The 22090-nt window shown below is 66.6% G+C and carries 20 protein-coding genes; 9 read left to right on the top strand and 11 right to left on the bottom strand.

The window, feature by feature from the left end; translation table 11 throughout:
* The first annotated feature begins 49 nt into the window (after positions 1 to 49).
* A complete protein-coding gene (locus tag ACIBW7_RS03570; protein WP_397043670.1) occupies positions 50 to 1000 on the top strand; it encodes a prephenate dehydrogenase in 951 nt (316 codons plus the stop codon).
* A 244-nt stretch (positions 1001 to 1244) separates the two neighbouring features.
* Here ACIBW7_RS03570 and ACIBW7_RS03565 read toward each other — a convergent pair whose 3' ends face one another.
* The 5 genes from ACIBW7_RS03565 to ACIBW7_RS03545 all read right to left on the bottom strand — a co-directional run bounded on the left by ACIBW7_RS03565 (position 1245) and on the right by ACIBW7_RS03545 (position 9465).
* Positions 1245 to 1760 (bottom strand): putative glycolipid-binding domain-containing protein, encoded by a 516-nt coding sequence (locus tag ACIBW7_RS03565; protein WP_040685928.1) that lies wholly within the window; start codon positions 1758 to 1760, stop codon positions 1245 to 1247.
* A gap of 126 nt (positions 1761 to 1886) precedes the next feature.
* On the bottom strand, positions 1887 to 4106 hold the full coding sequence (locus ACIBW7_RS03560; RefSeq protein ID WP_397043668.1) for an ABC transporter ATP-binding protein: 2220 nt from the start codon (positions 4104 to 4106) through the stop codon (positions 1887 to 1889).
* The gene (locus ACIBW7_RS03555; RefSeq protein ID WP_397044176.1) at positions 4103 to 5914 is read right to left on the bottom strand and encodes an ABC transporter ATP-binding protein; all 1812 of its coding nucleotides are present in this window, start codon (positions 5912 to 5914) and stop codon (positions 4103 to 4105) included. The genes ACIBW7_RS03560 and ACIBW7_RS03555 overlap by 4 nt, the downstream gene beginning before the upstream one ends.
* Before the next feature lie 274 nt (positions 5915 to 6188).
* Positions 6189 to 8108, bottom strand: a complete 1920-nt coding sequence (gene fadD32 / locus ACIBW7_RS03550; RefSeq protein ID WP_397043665.1) for a long-chain-fatty-acid--AMP ligase FadD32 — start codon at positions 8106 to 8108, stop codon at positions 6189 to 6191.
* 106 nt (positions 8109 to 8214) lie between these two features.
* Positions 8215 to 9465, bottom strand: a complete 1251-nt coding sequence (locus ACIBW7_RS03545; protein ID WP_397044175.1) for a KasA/KasB family beta-ketoacyl-ACP synthase — start codon at positions 9463 to 9465, stop codon at positions 8215 to 8217.
* 239 nt (positions 9466 to 9704) lie between these two features.
* On the opposite strand from ACIBW7_RS03545, the gene ACIBW7_RS03540 reads away from it, so the two are divergent.
* The 3 genes from ACIBW7_RS03540 to ACIBW7_RS03530 all read left to right on the top strand — a co-directional run bounded on the left by ACIBW7_RS03540 (position 9705) and on the right by ACIBW7_RS03530 (position 12304).
* Positions 9705 to 10859, top strand: coding sequence for a DNA cytosine methyltransferase (locus ACIBW7_RS03540; RefSeq protein ID WP_397043663.1), 1155 nt, complete (start codon positions 9705 to 9707; stop codon positions 10857 to 10859).
* 13 nt (positions 10860 to 10872) lie between these two features.
* Positions 10873 to 11295 (top strand): very short patch repair endonuclease, encoded by a 423-nt coding sequence (locus tag ACIBW7_RS03535; protein ID WP_397043661.1) that lies wholly within the window; start codon positions 10873 to 10875, stop codon positions 11293 to 11295.
* Positions 11296 to 11593: 298 nt separating this feature from the next.
* Complete coding sequence (locus tag ACIBW7_RS03530) at positions 11594 to 12304, top strand: DUF998 domain-containing protein (protein ID WP_397043659.1); 711 nt, start codon at positions 11594 to 11596, stop codon at positions 12302 to 12304.
* Here the strand turns inward: ACIBW7_RS03530 and ACIBW7_RS03525 are convergent.
* Positions 12301 to 13869 (bottom strand): esterase-like activity of phytase family protein, encoded by a 1569-nt coding sequence (locus tag ACIBW7_RS03525; RefSeq protein ID WP_397043657.1) that lies wholly within the window; start codon positions 13867 to 13869, stop codon positions 12301 to 12303. The genes ACIBW7_RS03530 and ACIBW7_RS03525 overlap by 4 nt on opposite strands.
* A 71-nt stretch (positions 13870 to 13940) precedes the next feature.
* On the opposite strand from ACIBW7_RS03525, the gene ACIBW7_RS03520 reads away from it, so the two are divergent.
* Complete coding sequence (locus ACIBW7_RS03520) at positions 13941 to 14351, top strand: RidA family protein (RefSeq protein WP_397043655.1); 411 nt, start codon at positions 13941 to 13943, stop codon at positions 14349 to 14351.
* Positions 14352 to 14361: 10 nt separating this feature from the next.
* The gene (locus ACIBW7_RS03515) at positions 14362 to 15090 is read left to right on the top strand and encodes a maleylpyruvate isomerase family mycothiol-dependent enzyme (RefSeq protein ID WP_397043654.1); all 729 of its coding nucleotides are present in this window, start codon (positions 14362 to 14364) and stop codon (positions 15088 to 15090) included.
* 150 nt (positions 15091 to 15240) lie between these two features.
* Here the strand turns inward: ACIBW7_RS03515 and ACIBW7_RS03510 are convergent, their stop codons facing one another.
* The 5 genes from ACIBW7_RS03510 to ACIBW7_RS03490 all read right to left on the bottom strand — a co-directional run bounded on the left by ACIBW7_RS03510 (position 15241) and on the right by ACIBW7_RS03490 (position 18926).
* Entirely contained in the window at positions 15241 to 15678 is a 438-nt protein-coding gene (locus ACIBW7_RS03510) for a hypothetical protein (RefSeq protein WP_397043653.1), read from the bottom strand.
* The gene (locus tag ACIBW7_RS03505) at positions 15675 to 16757 is read right to left on the bottom strand and encodes a molybdopterin-dependent oxidoreductase (RefSeq protein ID WP_397043651.1); all 1083 of its coding nucleotides are present in this window, start codon (positions 16755 to 16757) and stop codon (positions 15675 to 15677) included. Before ACIBW7_RS03505 ends, ACIBW7_RS03510 begins: the two co-directional genes overlap by 4 nt.
* Before the next feature lie 146 nt (positions 16758 to 16903).
* Positions 16904 to 17566 carry a methyltransferase domain-containing protein gene (locus ACIBW7_RS03500; RefSeq protein WP_397043649.1) on the bottom strand — a complete coding sequence of 221 codons (663 nt, stop codon included), beginning with the start codon at positions 17564 to 17566 and terminating at the stop codon, positions 16904 to 16906.
* Positions 17563 to 18258, bottom strand: a complete 696-nt coding sequence (locus tag ACIBW7_RS03495; protein WP_397043648.1) for a DUF2064 domain-containing protein — start codon at positions 18256 to 18258, stop codon at positions 17563 to 17565. The genes ACIBW7_RS03500 and ACIBW7_RS03495 overlap by 4 nt, the downstream gene beginning before the upstream one ends.
* Positions 18255 to 18926, bottom strand: a complete 672-nt coding sequence (locus ACIBW7_RS03490; RefSeq protein ID WP_397043645.1) for a glycosyltransferase family 2 protein — start codon at positions 18924 to 18926, stop codon at positions 18255 to 18257. The genes ACIBW7_RS03495 and ACIBW7_RS03490 overlap by 4 nt, the downstream gene beginning before the upstream one ends.
* Before the next feature lie 124 nt (positions 18927 to 19050).
* On the opposite strand from ACIBW7_RS03490, the gene ACIBW7_RS03485 reads away from it, so the two are divergent.
* Genes ACIBW7_RS03485 through ACIBW7_RS03475 form a run of 3 tightly spaced genes read left to right on the top strand, consistent with a single transcriptional unit; the run spans position 19051 to position 22090 of the window.
* Entirely contained in the window at positions 19051 to 20373 is a 1323-nt protein-coding gene (locus tag ACIBW7_RS03485; RefSeq protein WP_397043643.1) for a hypothetical protein, read from the top strand.
* 3 nt (positions 20374 to 20376) lie between these two features.
* Positions 20377 to 21072, top strand: a complete 696-nt coding sequence (locus tag ACIBW7_RS03480) for a response regulator transcription factor (protein WP_397043641.1) — start codon at positions 20377 to 20379, stop codon at positions 21070 to 21072.
* Positions 21065 to 22090, top strand: a complete 1026-nt coding sequence (locus ACIBW7_RS03475) for a sensor histidine kinase (RefSeq protein ID WP_397043639.1) — start codon at positions 21065 to 21067, stop codon at positions 22088 to 22090. Before ACIBW7_RS03480 ends, ACIBW7_RS03475 begins: the two co-directional genes overlap by 8 nt.

Genomic DNA, 22090 nt, shown 5'->3' with positions numbered 1-22090 from the left:
GGTAGTCGGCTCGAGCCGAAATGTTGAAGTCGTATGCGAATCTGTTCCGATGACTCCTGACCAGAAAGCACCGGTGTGTGTCCTCGGGACAGGCTTGATCGGCGGTTCGCTGCTGCGCGCCGCGGTCGGCGCGGGCTATGACGCGTGGGGTTACAACAGGTCGGAGGCGGGTGCGCAGGCCGCGCGGGCGGACGGATTCGACGTGACGGGGGAGCTGCTCGAAGTGCTGACCCGGGCCGCCGATACCGATGCGCTGATCGTCGTCTCGGTGCCGATGCCCGCGGTGGACCACATCCTCGCCGAAGTAGCCACCTTCGCGCCGCGCTGCTCGCTCACCGATGTGGTGAGCGTCAAGGCGCCGGTGGCCGAGGCGGTGCACAGGCACGGGCTCGCGGCTCGTTATGTCGGCGGCCACCCGATGGCCGGTACCGCCGAATCCGGTTGGGCGGCTACCGATCCCGGCCTGTTCCGTGCTGCGGTGTGGGCCGTCGGAGTGGATGAGGGCACCCATCCGGAACCGTGGCTTCGGGTGGTGCGCCTGGCGCTGGCCTGCGGTGCGGTGGTCGCCCCGGTGGTCGCGGACGAGCACGACCGGGCGGTGGCCCGGATCTCCCATCTGCCGCATGTCCTGGCCGAGGCGCTGGCGGTGGCCGGTGCGGCGGGCGGCGATCTGGCGCTCGGACTGGCCGCGGGTTCGTTCCGCGACGGCACCCGAGTCGCCGCCACCGCCCCCGACCTGGTCCGCGCCATCTGCGAACCGAACGCCGCCGCCCTGCTGGACGTGCTGGAGGAGACGCTCACCGTGCTCGGCGCGGCCCGCGACAGCCTCCGCGACGAAGGCACCCTGGTCGACCTCGTCGAAGCCGGGCACGACGGCCGCGAACGCTACGAAACCACGCAGCGCTGGGAGATCGCCGACGTCCGCCCCGGCGACCACAACTGGCTCGAGGCGCTGCGCGAGGCAGGCCGGCGCGGCGGGGTGATCACCAAACTGGACTGATCACAACGCGAGCGCCCGAATACCGAGGAGACGGCCTCATCGCGGCGCTCGCGAGCGCGGCGCTGGGAATCACCGTCAGCCCCGGACGGGAGTGTTTACGGCAAGCGGGCCGACGCGGCAGGGTGCTCACGAAACTTGGGAGCGACCCGCACGCACCACGCATTCGCCCGGCGAATCCGTGCGCGGTGCGTGGAAATGTGCGCGGCGCCGCAGCAATTCACGCATGAAGGTGCGAGGCACTGGCTCAGATGCGCTCGGCGAGACCCGGGTAGTCGAGGAGAAAGCCGTCGGCGTCGACGGTGACGGTGGCGCTGGAGACGGGAGAAAGCACGCTGATGCCGGTGGCGCCGCTGCTGTAGGTGAGGCTGGCCTCCTGGACCAGAAGGTCGGGGAGGCGTACGTAGACGACCGGGACCTGGATGTTGTCGACGCCGTTCTGCAGGCCGAAGCGGCGGATGGGGAGGGTATTGAAGAAGGGGCTGAGTACGACGTCGACGTCGAGGGCGCCCGCGAAGGTGGAGCGGACGTGGCCGCCGCCGGCGTCGACGAGCCAGTAGTTCTCCTCGTCCCTGGCGATCGAGGCCTGGCGTTCCCCGGCGGCGGTAGTGCTGCGCAGGGACAGTCGCTTCGTGACGCCGTTCTCGTCGGTGACCAGGTCATACGACGCGCTGAACGCGGGATGGTCGGCGCATTCGCCGCCGATCATGCGACCGGCGGCGCGGATGCGGTTGCCATTGAGCGTCACGCGGACGGACTCCATCCGTGACGCGTTGTGCGCGCGCCACGTGAGGATCGCCGGCCACCGCGATGTCGCCGGTTGGCTGTCGGGGCCGAGGTCTGGATTCGTCACGTATCTACCGTAAGCGACGCACGCGCCTTGCCCGCATCACACCAGCGACTCACGCCATGCCGCGTGCAGGCTGGCGAACCGGCCGGTGCCCCCGATGAGCTCGCTCGGCGTGCCGTCCTCGACGATCCGACCCGATTCCAGCACCAGCACACGGTCGGCGATGGCGACCGTGGAGAGCCGGTGCGCGATGATCACGGCAGTGCGATCGCACAGCACGGTCTCCAGCGCTCGCTGAATCTGCCGCTCGCTCGGAATGTCCAGACTCGAGGTCGCCTCGTCCAGCACGATCACCGCCGGATCCGCGAGGAACACCCTGGCGAACGCGACCAACTGCCGCTGCCCCGCCGATAATCGCCCACCGCGTTTGCGCACATCGGTGTCGAAGCCCGCGGGCAGCGCGGTGACGAACTCGTACAGCCCGACCGCGCGCGCCGCCGCGAACACCTCCGCATCACTGGCCTCCGGCCGGCCGAGCCGAATATTGTCGGCCACCGATCCGGAGAACAGATACGACTCCTGCGTAACCATCACGACATTGCGCCGCAGATCCGCATCGGACAACCGCCGCAGGTCGATACCGTCCAAGGCCACCGTGCCGCCCGACGGGTCATAGAACCGCGTCAGCAACTTGGCCAACGTGGACTTGCCCGCACCGGTCGCACCGACCAGCGCGATCACCTGCCCCGCCGGAATCTCCAGGGAGAACTCGGGCAGTACCGGACGCGCTCGTCCGCGCTCCCCGGATTGCGGCACAACACCTTCGATCTCCGCCGATCCCGCGCCGTTGGGCATCACCCCAACCGTGGTCACCGGCGTCGCACCCGGGCCCTCGGAAACGACCTCGGCCGATGCCGCGCCGCACGGCATCGCTCCAACCGCGAGCGGCTGCGCAGTCCCAGGGCTCTCCGAGCCGACCTTCGCGAGCGAGCGACGAGCCGAATCCGACAGTTCGAGATCGGCCGGCGCGGTGCCGCCCACCGCAGGCCCGACGGCACTCGGCAGCACGGCATCGGAGCCCGCCACCACAATGCCGGAATCCGACTGAACGAGCACAGCCTCCGACGACTCGGAAGATGCCGGGGCCGCAGATCCGTAGCCGAACCACACCCGGTCCATCCGCACGGCACCGGTTGCCTTCGCCAACGCAATCGGCTCCTGCGGCTCCCGAACCGAGGGCTCCTCCTCGAGCACACCGGAGATCTTCTCCAGCGCGGCGGCCGCGGACTGGTAGGCATTGAATACCTGGGCGAGTTCGTCGAGCGGACCGTAGAACTCGTTGAGGTACAACAGGTATGCCGCGAGGACGCCGACGGCGAGGTTGCCCTCGATCACCTGCCAGGCGCCGACAACGATGACGATCACCGTGGTCAGATTGCCGAGCAGGCGGGTGAGACCGGCATAGTCGCCCATGCCGCGCATCGCGGCGGTGGTCGCCTGGAAGTATTCGGCGTCCTCGGTCGCCAGCACCGATTCGTTGCGGACCTCGCGCCGGAAGGCCTGCACCGCGCGTATGCCACCCATCGACTCCACGAACTGCACGACCACTTTCGCGATGGCGCCGCGGGTGCGCCGGTAGCCCGCCCGCTGCCTGCGCTGCGCCCAACGGGTGACCAGCGCCAATGGCACGAATCCGAGCAGTACGATCGCGGCGAGCGTCTGATCGAGGTAGATCAGCAGCACCGCGATGGTCAGCACCGAAAGGATCGCGCTCAGTGCCTGATTCAGCGCGCTCTCCAGCAACTGCTGCAGAGTTTCGATATCACCTGTCAGTCGCGCGACGACCTTGCCGGAGGTGTACTTCTCATGGAAGGCCACGCTGAGCCGCTGCATGTGTGCGAACAGCCGGACCCGCAGATCGAAAAGCACACTCTGGCTGAGCCTTCCGGAGATCCGCAGGAAGACGAAGGTGGTGCAGACGCCGACGCCGACCGCACCGAGGTAACCCGCGACGGTGCGCGCCAAGGGCGCCCAGTTCCCCGCCATGCCCTCGGTGATGCCGATGTCGAGCCCGTGCGCGACGAAAAGCGGCGCCGAAACCATTGCGGCATTGTCGAGCACGATCAGCAGCAGGGCGAAGACCGCGAGTCTGCGATACGGCCGGACCAGGCTCAGCAGCAGGCGCCGAGATCGACCGGCCAGCACCAGATTTCCGGTCTCGGTGACCGCCTTGTCCTCGTTGGCGATGCCGCGCCAGTCGGCGACCTCGTCGCGGCCGGCCGAATCGTCGGCGGGGACGGTGGTTTCGGTGGTGGTCATGATTCACCTCCCATCAGCTCGCGGTAGCGACTGCTGGTCTCGAGTAGTTGATCGTGGGCGCCCTGCGCGACGATCCGGCCGTCGGCGAGCAGGGCGACCCGGTCGGCCAATGCCGCGGTCGAAGGTCGGTGCGCCACAAGCAATGTGGTGGCACCGGCCAGTACTGTGCGCAGCCGTTCCTGTACGCGCTCCTCGGTCTCCACATCGAGTGCGGACAGCGGGTCGTCGAGCACCATGATCCGAGTCCGCTCCCCCGCGCTTGCACGCGCGAGCACCGCGCGGGCCAGGGCCAGCCGCTGGCGCTGACCACCGGACAGGCTCAGCCCCTGCTCACCGATTCGGGTATCCAGTCCCCACGGCAGGTCGTTCACGAAATCGGTGGCCTGGGCGACATCCAGCGCGCGCCGCACATCGTCCTCGGTGGCCTCCGGATCGCCGAGCGCTACGTTCTCCCGCACACTCGCCGAGAACAGCACCGGCTCCTCGAATGCCACCGAGACCAGCGAACGCAGATCGGACACCCGCATCGACGCGATATCGATGCCGTCGATGGTGATGGCGCCATCGGTCACGTCGTAGAGCCGCGGAATCAGGTTGAGCAGCGCCGTCTTGCCGCTACCGGTCGCGCCGACCAGCGCAACCGTCTCACCCGGGCGCACCTTCAGCGAAATATCCTGCAGCACTTCACCTTTCGTGTCCGGAAAAGCGAAACGCACACCGTGCATCGTCAGTTCGCCGACGATCCGATCCGGCAGTGCCACCGGATCCGCGGGATCGGTGATTTCGACGGGGGTGTCGATGATCTCCCAGAACCGGTCCGCCGCAGTGCGCGCATCGTTCCACTCGGCGAGCAGGAAGCCGGTCCAGATGATCGGCCACTGCAGGAAGGTCGCCAGCGTGATGCTCGCGACCAGGGTGCCGAGCGTCATCGTCTCGTGTGCGACGGCGTAACCGCCGTAGCCGAGTGCGAAGGCGATGGCCAGCTGCGGCAGGCACACCATCGCCGACCAGAGCGTGGCGTCCAGCCGCACCTTGAGCAGTTCGGTCTGCTGCAGTTCCCGTGACTGCGCGTTGAACCGCCCGCCGAAGAACGCACCGCGACCGAATGCCTTCAACACCCGGATGCCCTGCGCCGATTCCTCGGCGGTGGTGGCCAGGTCACCGGCCTGATCTTGCGAGCGCCGCGAGGCCACGCCGTAGCGCCGTTCGAATCGCAGGCAGACATAGGACAGCGGGATCGAGAGGAACGCGAAGGTCAGCCCGATCTGCCAGCTCAGCGCGAACAGCACCACCAGACCGATCGGGATCACGATGAAGTGGATGATCAGGAACGGCCCCGCGAATGCGACGAACCGCTTCATGGTGCCCATATCGTCGACCGCGCGGGAGAGCAGCTGGCCGGACTCCCAGGCATCGTGCCGTCCGATCGAGAGCGTCTGCAGCTTGCGGAAGATCTTGGCGCGCATATCGATCTCGAACTGGGCCGCGGGCTTCGCGATCAGCCACCGCCGACCCCATACGCCGCACGCCTCCAGTAGACCGAGCGACAGCACCAGCAGCACCGGGAACACGACGCCGCCGAAATCGCGCCGCTGGATCGGGCCGTCGATAATCCGCGCGATGACCAGCGGAATCATGATCGCCGTCAGGGTGGCGAGCACCGCGAGCGTGGTGGCCCCGAGCAGCGTGAACCGATGTGGCCGCAGATACGGCCAGAACCGGCGAAGCGATTGCAGGCGGCCCGGCACCGCGGCGGCGGGCCGCTCCGGTCTGTCGACCTCCGTGTCGGCCAACGGCGTATCGAGCATGACGGACAAAGCTCCCCCTCGTGATCGTCTTGGATTGGCTGTGTCGCGAGCGGATCCCCGGTGATGTTCGCATCGGGGTCCGACATTTCAGCGTGGCATCAGTCCCGAGATCGGCCAACCGATTTTCCGCCATGTCCACAGCCAACAACCTCGAGCAAACTCGAGGTCAAGCCCCCCCCCGCACCACCCCCGAACGCACCGCACACGACATCGGCACCCGGATTTCCGGGCGCCGATGGCCGTTGCTTCAATTCTACCGTCGTATAACCCGCGCTCAGACGGTCATGTGCTCAGATTCCATCGGCGCATCGGGGAAGTCCTGCTGCTGATGACCGCCGCGCAATGTGCCCTCCAAATACGCGGCGCGGCAGGCGCGCCGGGCGATCTTGCCGCTGGACGTGCGCGGAATCGAGCCCGCCGGAACCAGCAGTAGCTCGCGCACCGTGACGCCGTGGCGCTGTGCGATCGCGCCGCGCACGATATCGGCGATCGGCTGCGGATCCAGCTTCGCCGCACCGGTGCCGCGCTCGGCCACGATGACCAACTGTTCCGAGGTGTCATCGGCATCGAAGGCGAGGCCGGAATGGCTGCCCTGTTCGAATACCGATGCGGGCAATTGATTGGCGGGCACCGAAAATGCCGCGACGAATCCGGGCCGCAGTGCGGTGCTGGATTCCTGCGCCGAGAATTCCAGATCCTGCGGATAGTGGTTGCGACCGTCGACGATCACCAGATCCTTCACCCGGCCGGTGATATACAGCTCGCCGTCCAGGTAGACACCGAAGTCCCCGGTGCGCATCCACTTCGCGTCCGGATCGGTGCCCTGTGCGTGACTGCCCTCCGGTAGTCGCTGCGCCAAGATGTTGTGGAAGGTCGCGACGGTTTCATCCGGCCGACCCCAGTACCCGATGCCCATATTGTCGCCGTGCAGCCAGATTTCGCCGACTTCGCCGTTACCGCGCTCGATGCCGGTTTCCGGATCGACGATCACCGCCCACTGCGATAGCGCCACGTAACCGCAGGACACCTGCGCAATCGAATTCTCCGTGCCCTTCGGCACTTCCACCATCCGACCCGCATTGAGCTCATGGCGATCGACGTAGACGACTTTCGCCTCGTCCTCGGCTTTGGTCGCGGAAACGAACAAGGTCGCCTCGGCCATGCCGTAGCAGGGCTTCAGCGCGGTCTTGGGCAGACCGTACGGCGCGAACGTCTCGTTGAATTTCTGCATCGACGACACCGAAACCGGCTCGCTGCCGTTGATCAGCCCGATCACATTCGAAAGATCCAGTTCCTCACCGGCTTTCGGCTTACCGCGAGCCGCCGCATGTTCGTATGCGAAATTCGGTGCGGCCGCGAAAGTTCCGGCGCCGTCGGAGGCGGCGGCCAGTTCCTTGATCCAGCGATACGGCCGCCGCACGAAAGCGCTCGGCGACATGATCGTGATGAATCCGCCGCCGATGGTCGGCAGGATCACAGACAGCAGACCCATATCGTGGAACAGCGGAAGCCAGGTGACGCCACGCGAATTCTCTTGCACCCCAATGGCATCGATCATTTGCAGCAAATTGGTGCCGACCCCGCGGTGGGTGATCTCGACACCGGCCGGGGTTCTCGTGGAGCCCGAGGTGTACTGCAGATAGGCGACGCTGTCGATATTGATTTCCGGTCGCACCCAGGTCGAGCCGACGCCGTCCGGAATCGCGTCCACCGCGATAATCCGCGGACGCTGGGCCGCCGGGAGGTGCCGGAAAAAATTCCGAACACCCGCGGCGGCCGAACCGACGGTCAGAATCGCCGATGGTTTGCAGTCATTGAGCACCGCGTGCAGGCGATCGGTGTGGCCCTGCTCCTCCGGATCGAACAGCGGCACCGCGATATTGCCCGCGTAAACCGCCGCGAAGATCGAGACGACGTAGTCCAGCCCCTGCGGGGCCAGCACCGCCACCCGATCACCCTGCCGAGTCACCTGCTGCAGCCTGGCCGCGACGGCCCGCAGCCGCACGCCGAATTCGTGCCAGGTCAATTCGATGTACTCGCCGTCACGCTCGCGCGAGTAGTCGATGTAGCGGTAGGCGAGCTCGTCGCCGTTCTCCGCGCTGTGCTTGTCGACGAAGTCGATCAGGGTCTTATCGCCACGGATTTTGATATTGCCCTGATCGTCCAAATAGTCGTCGAAGGTCTCGTCGATCATCGCCTTATCCTTTTGCCAACGCAGGCACTCAGGCCGTGCGATTACACCGAACACAGGTCGATAACGAAGCGTCGGGAAGGCTAGCAGGTGTGCCTTCCCGACTTATTCAGTACCGCCCGAAGGCGATCGCGACGTTGTGTCCGCCGAAACCGAACGAGTTGTTCACGGCGTAGTCGATTCGTCCGGGGCGGGCCTCGCCCTTGACCACATCGAGCTCGATTTCCGGATCCTGATTGTCCAGATTCAGCGTCGGCGGAACGATGCCGTCGCGCACCGAAAGCACCGTCAGCACCGATTCGAGGGCGCCGACCGCACCGATCGAATGGCCCAGTGCGGATTTCGGCGCATAGACCGAAGGATGGTCGCCCACGGCGGCATTGATGGCCTGCGCCTCGGCGGTATCGCCGATCGGGGTCGCGGTCGCGTGCGCATTGACGTGTCCGACATCGCTTTTGCTGATACCGGCCTTCTGGATGGCCCTGGTCATCGCCCGCGCGGCGCCCTTGCCCTCGAGATCGGGTGCGACCAAATGGAAGGCGTCGGAAGTGATCCCGGCACCCAACAGCCGAGCGTGAATCGTCGCGCCGCGCGCCTTGGCGTGCTCCTCGGTTTCGATGACCATCATCGCGCCCGCCTCACCGAAGACGAATCCGTCGCGATCCTTGTCGAACGGTCGCGAGGCGGCGCGCGGATCCTCGTTGCGGGTGCTCATGGCGCGCATCATGGTGAACGCCGCGATCGGCACGGCCTGGATGGAACCCTCGACGCCGCCGGTGACCACCATGTCGGCATCGCCCATCACGATCATCTGCCAGGCATTGGCGATCGCCTCCGAACCCGACGAGCAGGCCGAGACCGGCGTCACCACACCCGCTTTCGCACCGAGTTCCAGGCCGACGCAGGCGGCCGAGCCGTTGGGCATGATGCGCTGCACGGTCAGCGGCGACACCTTCCGGTAGCCGCCGTTCTGCAGCCGGTCGCGCGCCTCGGTGATGAATTCGCCGCCGCCGAGGCCGGTGCCGATGGCGACGCCGAGGCGGTTCTTGTCCACCTCCGGACTACCCGCATTGCGCCAGACCTCACGGGCCAGCACCACGGCCATCTGCTCCACATAGGACAGCTGTTGCCTCTCCTGCCTGGTGAGGCAATCCGCCGGCTTGACCTTCAGATGTCCGCCGATGCGCACAGGTAGCTCGAACTGCTCGATAAAGCTGTCCTCGAGGACATCGATGCCGCTCTCGCCGTTGAGCAGGCCCTTCCAGGTGGAGTCGACATCACCGGCGATCGAAGTGGTCGCCGCCAGACTGGTCACGACAACGTTGGGATAGTTTCCGTTCTTGGTCGACGGAATCTGCATTTCGCTCACTTTCCTGGCGTCACTCTTGGGATAAACCGGGAACTGCGCGTGGAAGGTCATCGAACGACCGAGCAAACCGCGATTCGACCGTGAGCATTATTCGGGGCATCCGGTCGGATCGGGTGCTCGACACACTACCGTGGCGGTCGCTGGTCGTCGCATTCGATGCTCGAGTAACCTGCTGAGCGGATACGCAGCGCTGGTGGTTCCGAGCGATCCGCGAGCAACCGCGAGAAGGGATGACTGTGACGGGCGGGCGGATGGTCGGGCTGTTCGCCGGTATCGGCGGGCTGGAGCTCGGCCTCGGGCGCCACGGCTGGCACACCGAGCTGCTGTGCGAGATCGATCCCGGTGCGCAGGCCGTGCTCGCCGCGCGCTTTCCCGGGATTCCGTTGCAGGGGGACATTACTCGGCTGCGCGCCCTGCCCGCCGGGACCGAGCTGGTCGCCGCCGGATTCCCCTGCCAGGACCTGTCGCAGGCCGGACGCACCGCGGGCATCACAGGTAAGCGCTCCGGTCTGGTGGACGAGGTGTTCCGGCTGGTGCGCCGTCAGCGTGGACCGCGCTGGCTGTTGATCGAGAATGTGCCGTTCATGCTGCAGTTGGGTCGTGGGGCCGCCATGCGGCACATCACGAGCGCGCTGGAGGAACTCGGCTACACCTGGGCATACCGGTTGGTGGACGCGCGCGCGTTCGGGCTGCCACAGCGCCGTCAGCGGGTGCTGATGCTGGCCTCGCGCACCGAGGATCCGCGCCGGGTGCTGTTCGCCGACGATGCCGGACCGCTCGATCTCGGTGACCCGGAACAGGATCCGTGCGGCTTCTACTGGACCGAGGGTGTGCGCGGACTCGGCTGGGCGGTCAATGCGATCCCGACGCTCAAGGGCGGTTCGGCGCTGGGCATCGCCAGTCCGCCCGCGGTGCGGTTGCCATCGGGCGAGCTCGTCACGCCGGGCATCGTCGACGGTGAGCGGCTGCAGGGTTTCGACGCCGACTGGACCGAACCGGCGACCACGGCGCCCGGAATTCGGCACGGGCACCGTTGGAAGCTGATCGGGAATGCGGTGAGTGTGCGGATGGCGTCCTGGGTCGGCGCCCGGCTGGCCGAGCCGCTGGACCCGATTCCCGGCGATGAGCCGTTGCCGCCGGGACGGCCGTGGCCGGTCGCCGCGTGGGGGCGCGCGGGTAATGCCTATCGGGTGCCGGTTTCGACCTGGCCGGTGCACGAGCCGTACGAGGATCTGCAGCATTTCCTCACCGATTCGCGACTGCTCTCGGCACGTGCGACCGCCGGGTTCCTGCGGCGCACCGGAATGGGCAATCTACGGTTCCCGCCCGGATTTCTGGCCGATGTGGAGAGTCATCTCGACCGGATGGGCGGCTGGGCGGCATGAGGTTCGGTAGGTCATGAATCCGGCTCGGCATCCGCTCACCGACGCCGCGACCAGTGCGCGGATGGCCCGTCAGCGGCGGACCGGAACCCGGCCCGAACTCGCGCTGCGCCGGGAATTGCATCGGCGCGGACTGCGCTATTACGTCGATCGCGCGCCCTTGCGCGGACAGCGTCGGCGGGCGGATCTGGTGTTTCCCCGGCTGCGCGTCGCGGTGTATGTGGACGGATGTTTCTGGCATCGGTGCCCACAGCACGCGACCGATCCGAAGAACAACGCGCAGTGGTGGGCGGACAAATTGAGCGGAAATGTGGCCCGTGACCGGGCCACCGATGCTGCGCTGGCGGCCGAGGGATGGCTGGTGATCCGTGTCTGGGAACACGAGGACGCCATTGTGGCGGCGGATCGGATCCAGAACGTCTTGGCCGAGCGGCGCTAGCTGACCCTTTCGAGCGACCTGCAAGCAGTCGCTAGCGGCGCTCCCGCACCCGAACCAGCGAGCGCGGCGCGTGCGCGGCCAGGTAGCCCGACACCGCCATTACCGTCAGCACCAGCATTCCGGCGATGGCCGTTGTGATTCCGATCATGGGGACCTCCTCAGTTCTACCAACCATCGCCGACGGACCTGACAGAACGCTGTGTTCGAGTTGGTAATGAGGTGTGTGACAGACCTGTCGGTGCGGACACACGCACCTACTATTGAACACCGGACCAACGAGGAGGCGGAGAATGGCCCAGTGACTGACAGCCGGAGCCTCGCCGAACGCCACGTCCGGGTGGCCTGCGGGCTCATCGCGGCCGCGATCGCGATCGCCGGACTCTGCTATTCGTCGTGGTTGCTGGAATTCGTGCTGAAGATCGACGTCGATCCGGTCAACTCCTTCCTCAGCGAACTCGATGCCGTTGGCAAACCGCATCGCGAGTTGTTCGCGACCGCCGACAAGATCGTCGGCGCATTGCTGATGCCGGCCGCGATCGCCGGGCTGCTGTTATTTCCGCGCCGCAGATTCACCACCATCGGCTGGGTCGCGCTGTTCTGCTTCGGCGCCGCGACCATCGGCGACGTGCTGCTGCCGCTGCGCGATTGCACCCCGCAGGACAACGCCGAATGCGGCGGCGGTGGCAGCGAACTGTTCCCGCAATTGCATCAGCCGCACGCGCTGACCAGCACCATCGCGGTCACCGCTATCGCCATCGCGACCTTCGCGTTCAGCGTGGCCGCCTTCCGGTATCACCGCTGGCGGATCCTGCGCGAGGCCGGTTTGGTGGTGCTGGTGATCGGGTCGGCGGCGACCGTGTGGATGTTGGTCGCCGACAACCTGACCGGCAATTACGCGCTCGGTATCGCCCAGCGGATCCAGGTCGGATCGATGTCGCTGTGGCTGATCACGTTGGCGGCCGCGGTGATTCTGGAAGGCCGTGAGTGGGTCGAGAGTGATTCGAGTTAGTCGACCTTGATCTCGACCGTGTGAGTGTCGAATTTCGCGGGCAGTTCGGTGGTGTCTACCTCGAGGATTTCGCCGGTGTCCTGCAGGCCGTTGGGCAGTGTCTTGGGCTTCAGGCCGAAGGGCGGCTGATCACCCTTGCCGGCAGCGAGGCCGAAATCGCTGTCGTTGGCGATGTAGAGAGTCTTACCGCCATCGAGTGTCGCGACGCCCTCGATCTTGTCGTGACCGAAGAACTTGCCGTCGGCGTTCAGGCTGGTGACCAGGGCGGCGAGATCCAGGTTCGCCGTCTTGGCGGCGGGGGTGACGCCCATTTTCTTCAGCGCCGCGGTCGCGTCATTCGTCGAGACGGTGCCGACCAGGGTTTCCAGCGGCCTGCCGTCGATCTGGAGGCCGCCGCGTTCCGGATCGTATTGTGCGCCGGGGACCTTCGAGTCCGGGCCGATGTCGGTGGCACCGGCGATATCGATGGTCCACAGCTTCTTATCGGCCTTCGGGGGCAGGTTGCCGTCGCGTTCGTCGACCAGGAAAGTGCTGGCGCTCAGCGCGGTGATCTCGGAGTCGGCGACCTTGGTGGTCTTCGGATCCTGCAGCGGAAGTACGAATTCCTTGACCGCCTTGGTTTTCAGGTCGACGGTGACGATGCGGGTCATCGGCACGTCTTTGGCCGAACCACCGAGGCCGGGGGTATTCAGGCCGCTCTGGACGACGCCGACGAGGGTGCCACCGTCGGGTGTGATGGTCAGGCCCTCCATGCCCTGGTTCGGGGTGCGCAGCGAAAGTTCCTTGGGCAGACCGGATCCCGGTCCGAATCGCTCCAGCTCAGCGCCCTTTGCGTCGAAATGCACCAGGAACGGTCCGTATTCGTCGGAGACCCAGAAGGTTCCGTCGGGCAGGGCGACCAGCCCCTCCGGGTCGAGGCCATGGTCGGTGGGCGGCAGGACATTTCCGGCGAGATCCTTGATGGTTTCACCGGTGCTCGCGGCGACATCGACCTGGCCGTTGAACGGGGTGCCGTTGGCGGTGTGCAGATCGATTGTGGATTGCCGGACCGCACGATTGCCGACCAGCTTGAATCGCCCGATCTTCGGCACGAATCCCGGTGTCGGGGTGAGCTTCTCGTTCTTGCCGGGACCGTCCACGTTCGGACCGCGATCGGTGAGTCCGTAGAACTCGCCCGGTGCGCCCGGCACCGGCGTCCATGCCGAGCCGTAACCGCTGGCCTGCACGGTGGTGCCGCCGAATTCGCCGAGCGGCGCAATGTCGGTGGTGTACAGGCGAACCGCGTCGGTGGTGGTGACCTTCAGCTCGTCGGTGCCGGTGTAGCCCGCCTTCGGCTGGTAGATCAGTGCGCCGTCCAGGCGGCGGGTCAGCGTGCCGTGTTCCGGATCGGCGATCGTCACGGCGGCGGTGCCACCGGTGACGGCCAGCAGGTCGTCCAGGGAAATCACCAGCGGCTGGTCCTTGGCCACGGTGAAGTCGGCCTTGGTATCCGAGGACGAGCAGCCTGCGGCCAGCACGCCCACACAGAGGACGGCGACCGCGGTGATACGAGGGTGCGCTTTCATCGTGTCTGCCTATCGCAGGCAGCCGACAAATGCCCTACGTCCGAATGACCAGATGATGTCATGCTGTCGCCATGGGTGATCGGATGAATATCGCGTCGGGTTCGGAGTTCGAGGATATCGTCGGCTACTCGCGGGCGGTTCGCGTCGGCAATACCGTCGCCGTCAGCGGCACCACAGCCTCGTTGCCCGGCGGGAATGCGGTCGGCGGCGACGATATCGGCGAGCAGACTCGAGAAGCACTGCGCCGCATAGGCACCGCACTGACCGAGGCCGGTGCCGGCCTGGCCGATGTTGTTCGGACGCGGATCTTCGTCACCGATATCGCTCGCTGGCCCGAGGTCGCGAAGGCGCATTCCGAGGTATTCGGCGATATCCGTCCGGCCGCGTCGATGTACGAGATCAAGGCGCTGATTACGCCCGCGCTACTGGTCGAGATCGAGGCGGACGCGATTTGTGCGACAGTTCCCGATTCGGGTCGCTAATGTCGGTTCGGTGACCAGCGACGCGCCGGAGACCACCGTTCAGCTCGAAACCGTCGCCGCGGCGACGAACCGTCTGCTCGAAACCATTCGCGGGCTCGACGATGACGTGACCGTGCCCTCGCTGCTGCCCGGGTGGACGCGGGGACATCTGCTCGCGCACATCGCGCGCAATGCCGACAGCCTGGTCAATTTGTTGCTCTGGGCGCGGACCGGGATCGAAACACCGCAGTACGCCAGCATGTTCATCCGGGATGCCGATATCGAGGCGGGTGCCCCGCGGCCACTTGCCGAGCAGTTGGCCGATAACGAAGCGGCGGCGAATCGCTGGCTGGCGCTTGCGCAGTCCGCTCCCGAGGAGGCGTGGACGGCGACCGTCCGGACCAGGCAGGGGCGGCCTATTCCGGCGAGCGAGGTCATATGGATGCGGCTGCAAGAGGTGGAGATCCATCATGTCGATTTGGCAGCCGGTTACCAACCTGGTGACTGGCCGATGGATTTCATTGCCCGGCTGCTTCCGCGGGCTGCTGCTGATTTGACGAAGGGGTTTGCCGCCGAGGGTGATCCGGCGGCCGCGTTCGAGGTGCGAGCCACGGATACGGGTTTCACCGCGACCGTCGGGAGTGGGTCTGCGGACCACACCGTCAGCGGGCCCGCATCCGCGCTGCTCGCCTGGCTCCTCGGTCGTTCGGAGGGCGCAGACCTCAGTGGCGTGCTGCCGATGCTTCCCTCATGGAAATAGCATTCCGAGGTGCACAGCGCGCTGTGACGCGCGCAACCGGCAGGTGTACGGTCCCGCCGGCGCCTGGTCGCGGTAGCCGAGTAGACGTCGCGCTTCGGTGCGAGCACCTCGCTACGATGCGGATCGGCGGCGGACCTTCGTATGTCGCGCTCACCGTAGGCCCGGTATCTGGTTGTCTGCGCGGCCTCGACGGGACCGACCGGCCACCGCGTGGGCGAGGAATACCAGCGACCACACGAGGATCAAGGCGACTGCCAGTCCGACGGGATAGTTGCGGTCCAGGACGGTGGGATTGCTCGGCATGCCGTCGCCACGGTCGAGGACCGGGAGAGCGATCAGTACCAGCGCGACCGAGCAGATGGCACCGCAGGCGGTGACGGCCCACCAGGTGCGTGGCAGCAGACGGCGAGCGGTGAGCCCGAGTGCGGCGCAGATCGGGGCGAAGACCGCATCGTGCAGCAGGATCCCGCCCGCGAACCAGATCGCGATCGAGTCGAGATCTGTTGGGGGTAGGTGGAATAACGCGCTGATGCCGTACCAGCCGAGCCAACTGCCGACTAGGAGCAGCAGTATGCGGGCCGCGATCATGGCAGCACCTCGATTTCGGACAGCCATTTCGTTTGCAGGACGCCGGGTCGGTTGGGTGCGATGAGACGGCATGGGTAGCCGTGGTCCAGATCGAGGGTTTCGCCATTGATGGTCAGGGCGACCAGGGTGCTGTCGTCGACCGCATGACGTTGCGGGAGAATCGAACTCCCGTAGATGCCGGTTTGCTCCAGCGAGCGGAAGCGGATATCGCCACCGGAATAGTCGCCGACCGCAGCCAGCAAATCCAGCAGACGCACCCCGGACCAGTCGGCTCCCGCGCTCCAGCCTTCGACGCAGGCAATCGGCAAGCCGGCCCGAGTCTGCGGCAGGGAAAGCAGTTCGTCCCTGCTGAATTGGCGCTGCCGATCGCCAATGCTGACCGTCAACCGGTACTCGGGATCACGGGCCCGGTCACCAACCCCGGCTGCCGCGGCCGATCGGTTGACCGGAACGCCCTGTGGCCCGTGCCCGCTGCGCGGCGCGAGCACGGCAGCCCAGCGCAGGAAAGGAATCGTCTGCCCGGCAACGGCCAACCCCGCTGCGACGGCAGCGACACCAGCACCCGTCAGCACGGTACGTCGCGAGATGTGCGGCTGCGCACTGGTGTCGGCAGGCGGCTCGGTCGGGGATTCGACCAGCGGATGTTGCAGCGCGTCCCGGATGACGGGAAGTTTGACGGCCAAATGCACGGCCAGCGCACCGACGGCGACGTAGGCCATGGCGTAGTGCGCGGTGGGGAAGAAGAACTTCCACGGGTAGTACTGGGCGATATTGAGGAGCCCGGTCGACAGCTGGAAGATCGTCGCGCCGACCAGGATCGCGATGGAGCCGCGTTCGAGGATTCGCAATGGCGAACCGATGATCGGGCGGTGGAACAGTCTGGGGTACACCGCCCAGAGCTTCACCAGCAGCAGTGGGATCGCGGCGACACCCGAGATCACATGCGCGCCCTGGGTTACCCGATACAGCCAGACAGGATGGACGGGCCACCAGAACCAGCTCGGTGGATGCTGAATCCAGTGGCTGAGCAAACCGGTGCTGAAGCACAGCAATATCGCGCTGCCCAGAGCGATTCCCACGCGACTCGCGACCGCGGGTCCGCGTGCGGATGTCACCCGTCGGCGCGCGGAACTCGCCTGTTCCCCTGTGCCCTTCGTGACGCCGGACCAACGGATGAAATTCGTACGAAATCGCGCTGGTGAGTCCATCCAGCTGCCGCGCTTCATCACAACGCCCACCGCCTATTCGAAGCGGGCCTGCCCCATCGCAACCAGGCGATATGCCGACCGGACACCTCCACCGCCGCCACCACGCGGAACCCAGCCGCCGCGGCCAACTCGTCGGCGCGATCTATCCCCACCCGCGCCCACGGAAACCATTCCCCCACCCGGTCTCTCGTCTCCAGCCGAATCGGGTTCGACACCACACCGGCACCGGGACGAGCGAATTCGACCACCACGATGCCATTGCGAGCCAGGAGTTCACCCGCGCGGGTCAGCAAGCGGACCGGATCGCCACCGATCCCGATATTGCCGTCCGCAAGAATCGCGTAGGACCAACGACCGGAGCCGGGTAGCGGGCCGAACAGGTCCCGCTGCAATGCGGGCGCTCCGCGAAATCTGGTGGTAGCCACGGCCATCGGCGAGATATCGACACCCAATGCGATGATCCCGCGTCGCAGCAGTGCCGCAACCAGCCGTCCCGGACCACATCCCAGATCCAGTGTTGGACCGTCGCAACAGCAGGTCAACGCCGCATCGGCCTGACGGTCGACATCGTCGAAACCCAGCCAGCGCCGGGTGCGCAGGGGGTGACGCCGTCCGTCTGCATCACGCACCCAGCAGTCCTCACCCGCCAGCGCGAGATCGAAGATATCGATACCGCTCATCGGTGTGCCAGCAGGGCATGGTGCAGCTGGTGGATCAACCGCGCGAACCGCCCGTCGGCTTCGCGCGCCACCTCGAGTGCGTCGGCGAAGGTGTCGACATCGTTGTAGCGCGGCAGCGAGCGCAGACGAAGTCCACAGTGCTGCATGGCTTCTCGGGTGTCTTCGCCGGTTCGATCGGTCGACATGGGAACGTCGACGAGTGTGCGCGCAGACTGTGGTGTCGGCAGCCCGAGCGCCCACCAGCCGCCGTCGTCGGCGGGCCCGAGCAGTGCGTCTCCGCGCAATACGAGCTCGCGGGCGGCCCAGGTCAGGACCTCCGGGCCGATCTGTGGAGTATCCATGCCGATCTGCAAAACCGGTAGCCCGTATCGCGCAGCATCGGCGTGCGCATTGGCCAGGCGCTCGCCGAAAGATGCCCCGCGCTGCGGGATGACCTCGAAATCAGCTAGCGCCCTGGCCACTTCATCCGCACACTCCGCATCCGCGAGCTCCCCGGTGAACGCGACGACGTGGTGCGCGACCGGACTCCGCGACATCGACTCCAAGGTATCCAGCAGCGATGCCGCGGCGACTCGAGCCGCATCACGCGGCGAAAGCGGCGGCGTCAGACGGGTTTTAGCGAGCCCAGCAATCGGGGCCTTTGCCAGCACCAGCAGCGTCGCGGCCACGGGCGACGGTTGAAAGTAATTCATCGCAGCACCGCCAAGAAGTCGCGAGTGGCGCGCAGGGTGCCGCGCCACGATCCGGATACCTTCGAAACACCGCCTGCCCGGGGCCGGTACGCGATATCGCGCTCGACGACGCGCCACCCCGCCCCCGCCGCACCGATGAGCAGTTGCAGCGGATAGCCGGAGCGGGTGTGCAGCGGTCCGAGGGAAAGCAAAGCGGCACGGCGGGCCACCCGCATGGCACCGATATCGTGCACGGGCAGCCCGTATCGGCGACGCAGCCGCCCGGCGACGACCAGATTGCCGAGCCGCGCATGCCACGGCCACACGCCCCGGCGCACCGGCTTACGCCGTCCGACCGCCAAATCGGCACCCGCACGCACCAGTTCGACCAGCGGCGGCAACTCCCTCGGATCCATCGATCCGTCACCGTCGAGAAAAGCGACCAAATCTGTTCTGGCCGAGGCAATCCCGGCCTGCACGGCAGCCCCGTAGCCGGGGCTCGCCTCGGATACCACGGCGGCGCCGCACCGGCGGGCCACCTCGGCCGTCGCATCGGTCGAGCCATTGTCCACGACCAGCGCATGGAACCCGGCCGGGATGGCCGCGAGCACACCTGGCAACGCCTCAGCTTCGTCTCGGCACGGAATGACAACGGTCACGCCGCCCGGGTTGTGGAGGGTCTCGGTCACCTGCTCGACGCTAGGCCAGCCCGGCCGAATCGAGGCCGCAAAACTGGTGACGAAACAGTGACATCCGCATTCAGAACCGCTCTAGCACGGGTTTTCCCGGCACTGCGGCTTTATCGTGATGGTCGTGCATGACGTGACGGAGGCCGCAGCACGGCCACGCGGCCGGATACGTGGCGAATATCTGGGAGCAGGCATTGCCGCCGCGCTCACCCTGACGGCATTCCTGGTCCCGCGAATTGCCAGCGAACACTGGCGGAGCAAGCTCTACGCGGGGTCGGCCCCCATTTTCGGCAACTGGTTGTCGCATGTCGGCTGGGGTTCGGTACCGGCCATCGCGATCGCGGTACTGGTCATCGGATTCGGTCCTGCGATGGCCGAGTCGCTGCCCTGGCGACGACTACTTGCGGTGTCTTGGGTCACTGCTCTGGCCTGGGCATTCGCATTGGCCATGATCGACGGCTGGCAGCGCGGATTCGCCGGACGACTCGCCGACGGCCACGAATATCTGCACGAGGTCCCCGGCGTCCGCGATATCCCGGCCACATTGCGCGGATTCTCCGGCCGCATCCTGGATTTCCAACCGGACTCCTGGACGACCCACGTCTCCGGGCATCCACCCGGCGCGCTGCTGTTCTTCGTCCTGCTCGATCGCATCGGCCTGCGCGGCGGCGGTTGGGCGGGGCTGGCGTGTCTGCTGATCGGGTCCAGTGCGATCGTCGCGGTCGCGGTCACGCTGCGCGCGCTCGGTGCCGAGTATCGAGCGCGAAAGGCATTGCCGTTCTCGACGATAGCGCCCGCCGCGATATGGATAGCGGTTTCGGCGGATGCCATGTTCGCGGGTGTCACGGCATGGGCGGTGGCGCTGCTGGCGATCGCGATCCGGCGGCCGTGGGTCGCGGTCGCTTCCGGTGTGCTTTTCGCGCTCGGCATCTACCTCAGCTACGGCCTCGTGGTTATGGCGCTACCCGCGGTCGCGGTCCTGGTCGCGAGCCGAACCGTCCGGCCGCTGCTACCTGCTGTACTCGGCGCGCTGATCGTCGTCGCTGCTTTCACGCTGTCCGGTTTCTGGTGGCTGGACGGCTATCACCTGGTGGTCGAGCGGTACTACCAGGGCATCGCCGCCGAACGTCCGAACGCGTACTGGATCTGGGCCAATCTCGCCGCCACCGTCTGTGCGGTCGGCCTGGCCACCGCCGCCGGTTTACCACGCGCGCTGCGCAGACCATTCGATGCGACCGCGCTCTTGGTAGCGGCGGGATTGTGCGCGATATTGGTGGCAGACCTCAGTGGCCTGAGCAAGGCGGAGACCGAGCGCATCTGGCTGCCGTTCGACGTCTGGCTGCTCGCCGCGACCGCGTTTCTGCCGCGGTCCACCGTCCGAGTCTGGCTATTCCTGCAGGCGCTCGGCACGCTCGTACTGGCCCACACGATCCTGACGAATTGGTAATCCATGTGCATTCTGATCGCCGACGACGACCCGCTGGTCCGTGATGTGGTGCGGCGCTATCTCGAACGCGACGGACTGACCGTCGTGGAGACCTCGGACGGCGCCTCGACCATGGCACAACTCACCGAACCCACCGGCGACCCCGTCGAACTGGCCGTCCTCGACGTGATGATGCCCGCCCCCGACGGCATCGAAATCTGCCGCGCGGTGCGTTCCGGCCCACGCCCGGACACCCCGATCATCCTGCTCACCGCACTCGGCGATGAAGACGATCGGGTACTCGGCCTGGAGGCGGGTGCCGACGACTACGTCACCAAACCGTTCAGCGCCCGCGAGCTCGCATTGCGGGTCGCCTCGGTGCTGCGGCGGTCGCAGGCGACGCGGCAGCCGAGCACGGACGTGCTGCGCGACGGTGCGGTCGAGGTGCGGCCGGATTCGCAGTCGGTGCTGGTGGACGGCAGGCCGGTGGACCTGACCGCGCGCGAATACGATCTGCTCGTCTTCCTGCTGCGCCACCCGCACCAGGTGTTCAGCCGGGAGGAACTACTGGCCAAGGTGTGGGGCTGGGATTTCGGCGACCTGTCCACGGTCACCGTGCACATCAAGCGGCTTCGGGCGAAACTCGGTGACCGGCACCGGATCGAGACGGTGTGGGGCCGCGGGTACATCTGGAGCCGGAATGGAGAATCCAGTGCCTGAGAACACCCTGCAATTGATCGGCTACGTGCTGGCCTGTTCCCTTCCGATCGTCGCCATCGGCGCGGCTATTCTGCGCGCCACCAGCAATCGCTCCATGACCGCGAGCATGGCCGTGCTGGTGCTGATCCCGACGCTGTCCACGCTCGCGGGCATTATCGGGGTCAGCGGGTTGATGTTCACCGATGAACTCGAGCGCACGGCGGTAGTGCTCGCCGTCGTCGCGGCGGTCACGGTGCCCGCGGCCTTGCTGCTCGGGCGAGAGCAGGCCCGAAAGACCGTCTGGGAGAAGCAGATCCGTGAGCAGGAGCGGATGGCGGAACGCTCGCGCCGCGAACTGGTCGCCTGGGTGAGCCACGACCTGCGGACCCCGCTGGCCGGTATCCGTGCGATGGCCGAGGGACTTTCCGACGGCGTACTCACCGGCACCGCCGATGTGGCGCGTTACGCGGAACAGATCGTGCGCGAGACGGATCGGCTGTCGGTCATGGTGGACGATCTGTTCGAAATGTCGAAGATCAACGCGGGCGCGCTGCGTTTGGAACTGGAGCCGGTCGATCTGCGCGAGTTGATCGATGAGGTGCTGGCCGCCAACCGACCGAATGCCGAACGCGCCGAAGTCCTCCTGCGCGCGGAACAGCCCGACTCCGAAATCGTTGTCGCGGCGAGCGATCGAGCCCTCGGCCGCGTACTTACCAACCTGGTCTCCAACGCGATCGCGCACACCCCACCCGGCGGCCAGGTAGCGATATCCGCCGGCACCTCCAACGGCCAGGCTTGGGCGCGCGTCGACGACACCGGCCCCGGCATCTCCGAGGCGGATCTGCCACGAATATTCGAGGTCGCCTACCGCGGCACCGCCGCACGCTCCCCCGTCGCCTCCGACGGCGTGTCCTCCGGCAGCGGAATGGGGCTCGCGATCGCCGCGGGTCTGGTCGAAGCCCACCACGGCGATATCAGCGCCGAGAACCGAGAGCAGGGCTGCCGCTTCGAAGTTCGGCTACCTCTCAACGAAAACTGA

The sequence above is a fragment of the Nocardia sp. NPDC049526 genome (genome assembly GCF_044465765.1).
Taxonomy (GTDB): domain Bacteria; phylum Actinomycetota; class Actinomycetes; order Mycobacteriales; family Mycobacteriaceae; genus Nocardia.
The sequence above is the reverse complement of the archived record's forward strand: the minus strand, read 5'-3'. Positions and strand labels throughout refer to the sequence as shown.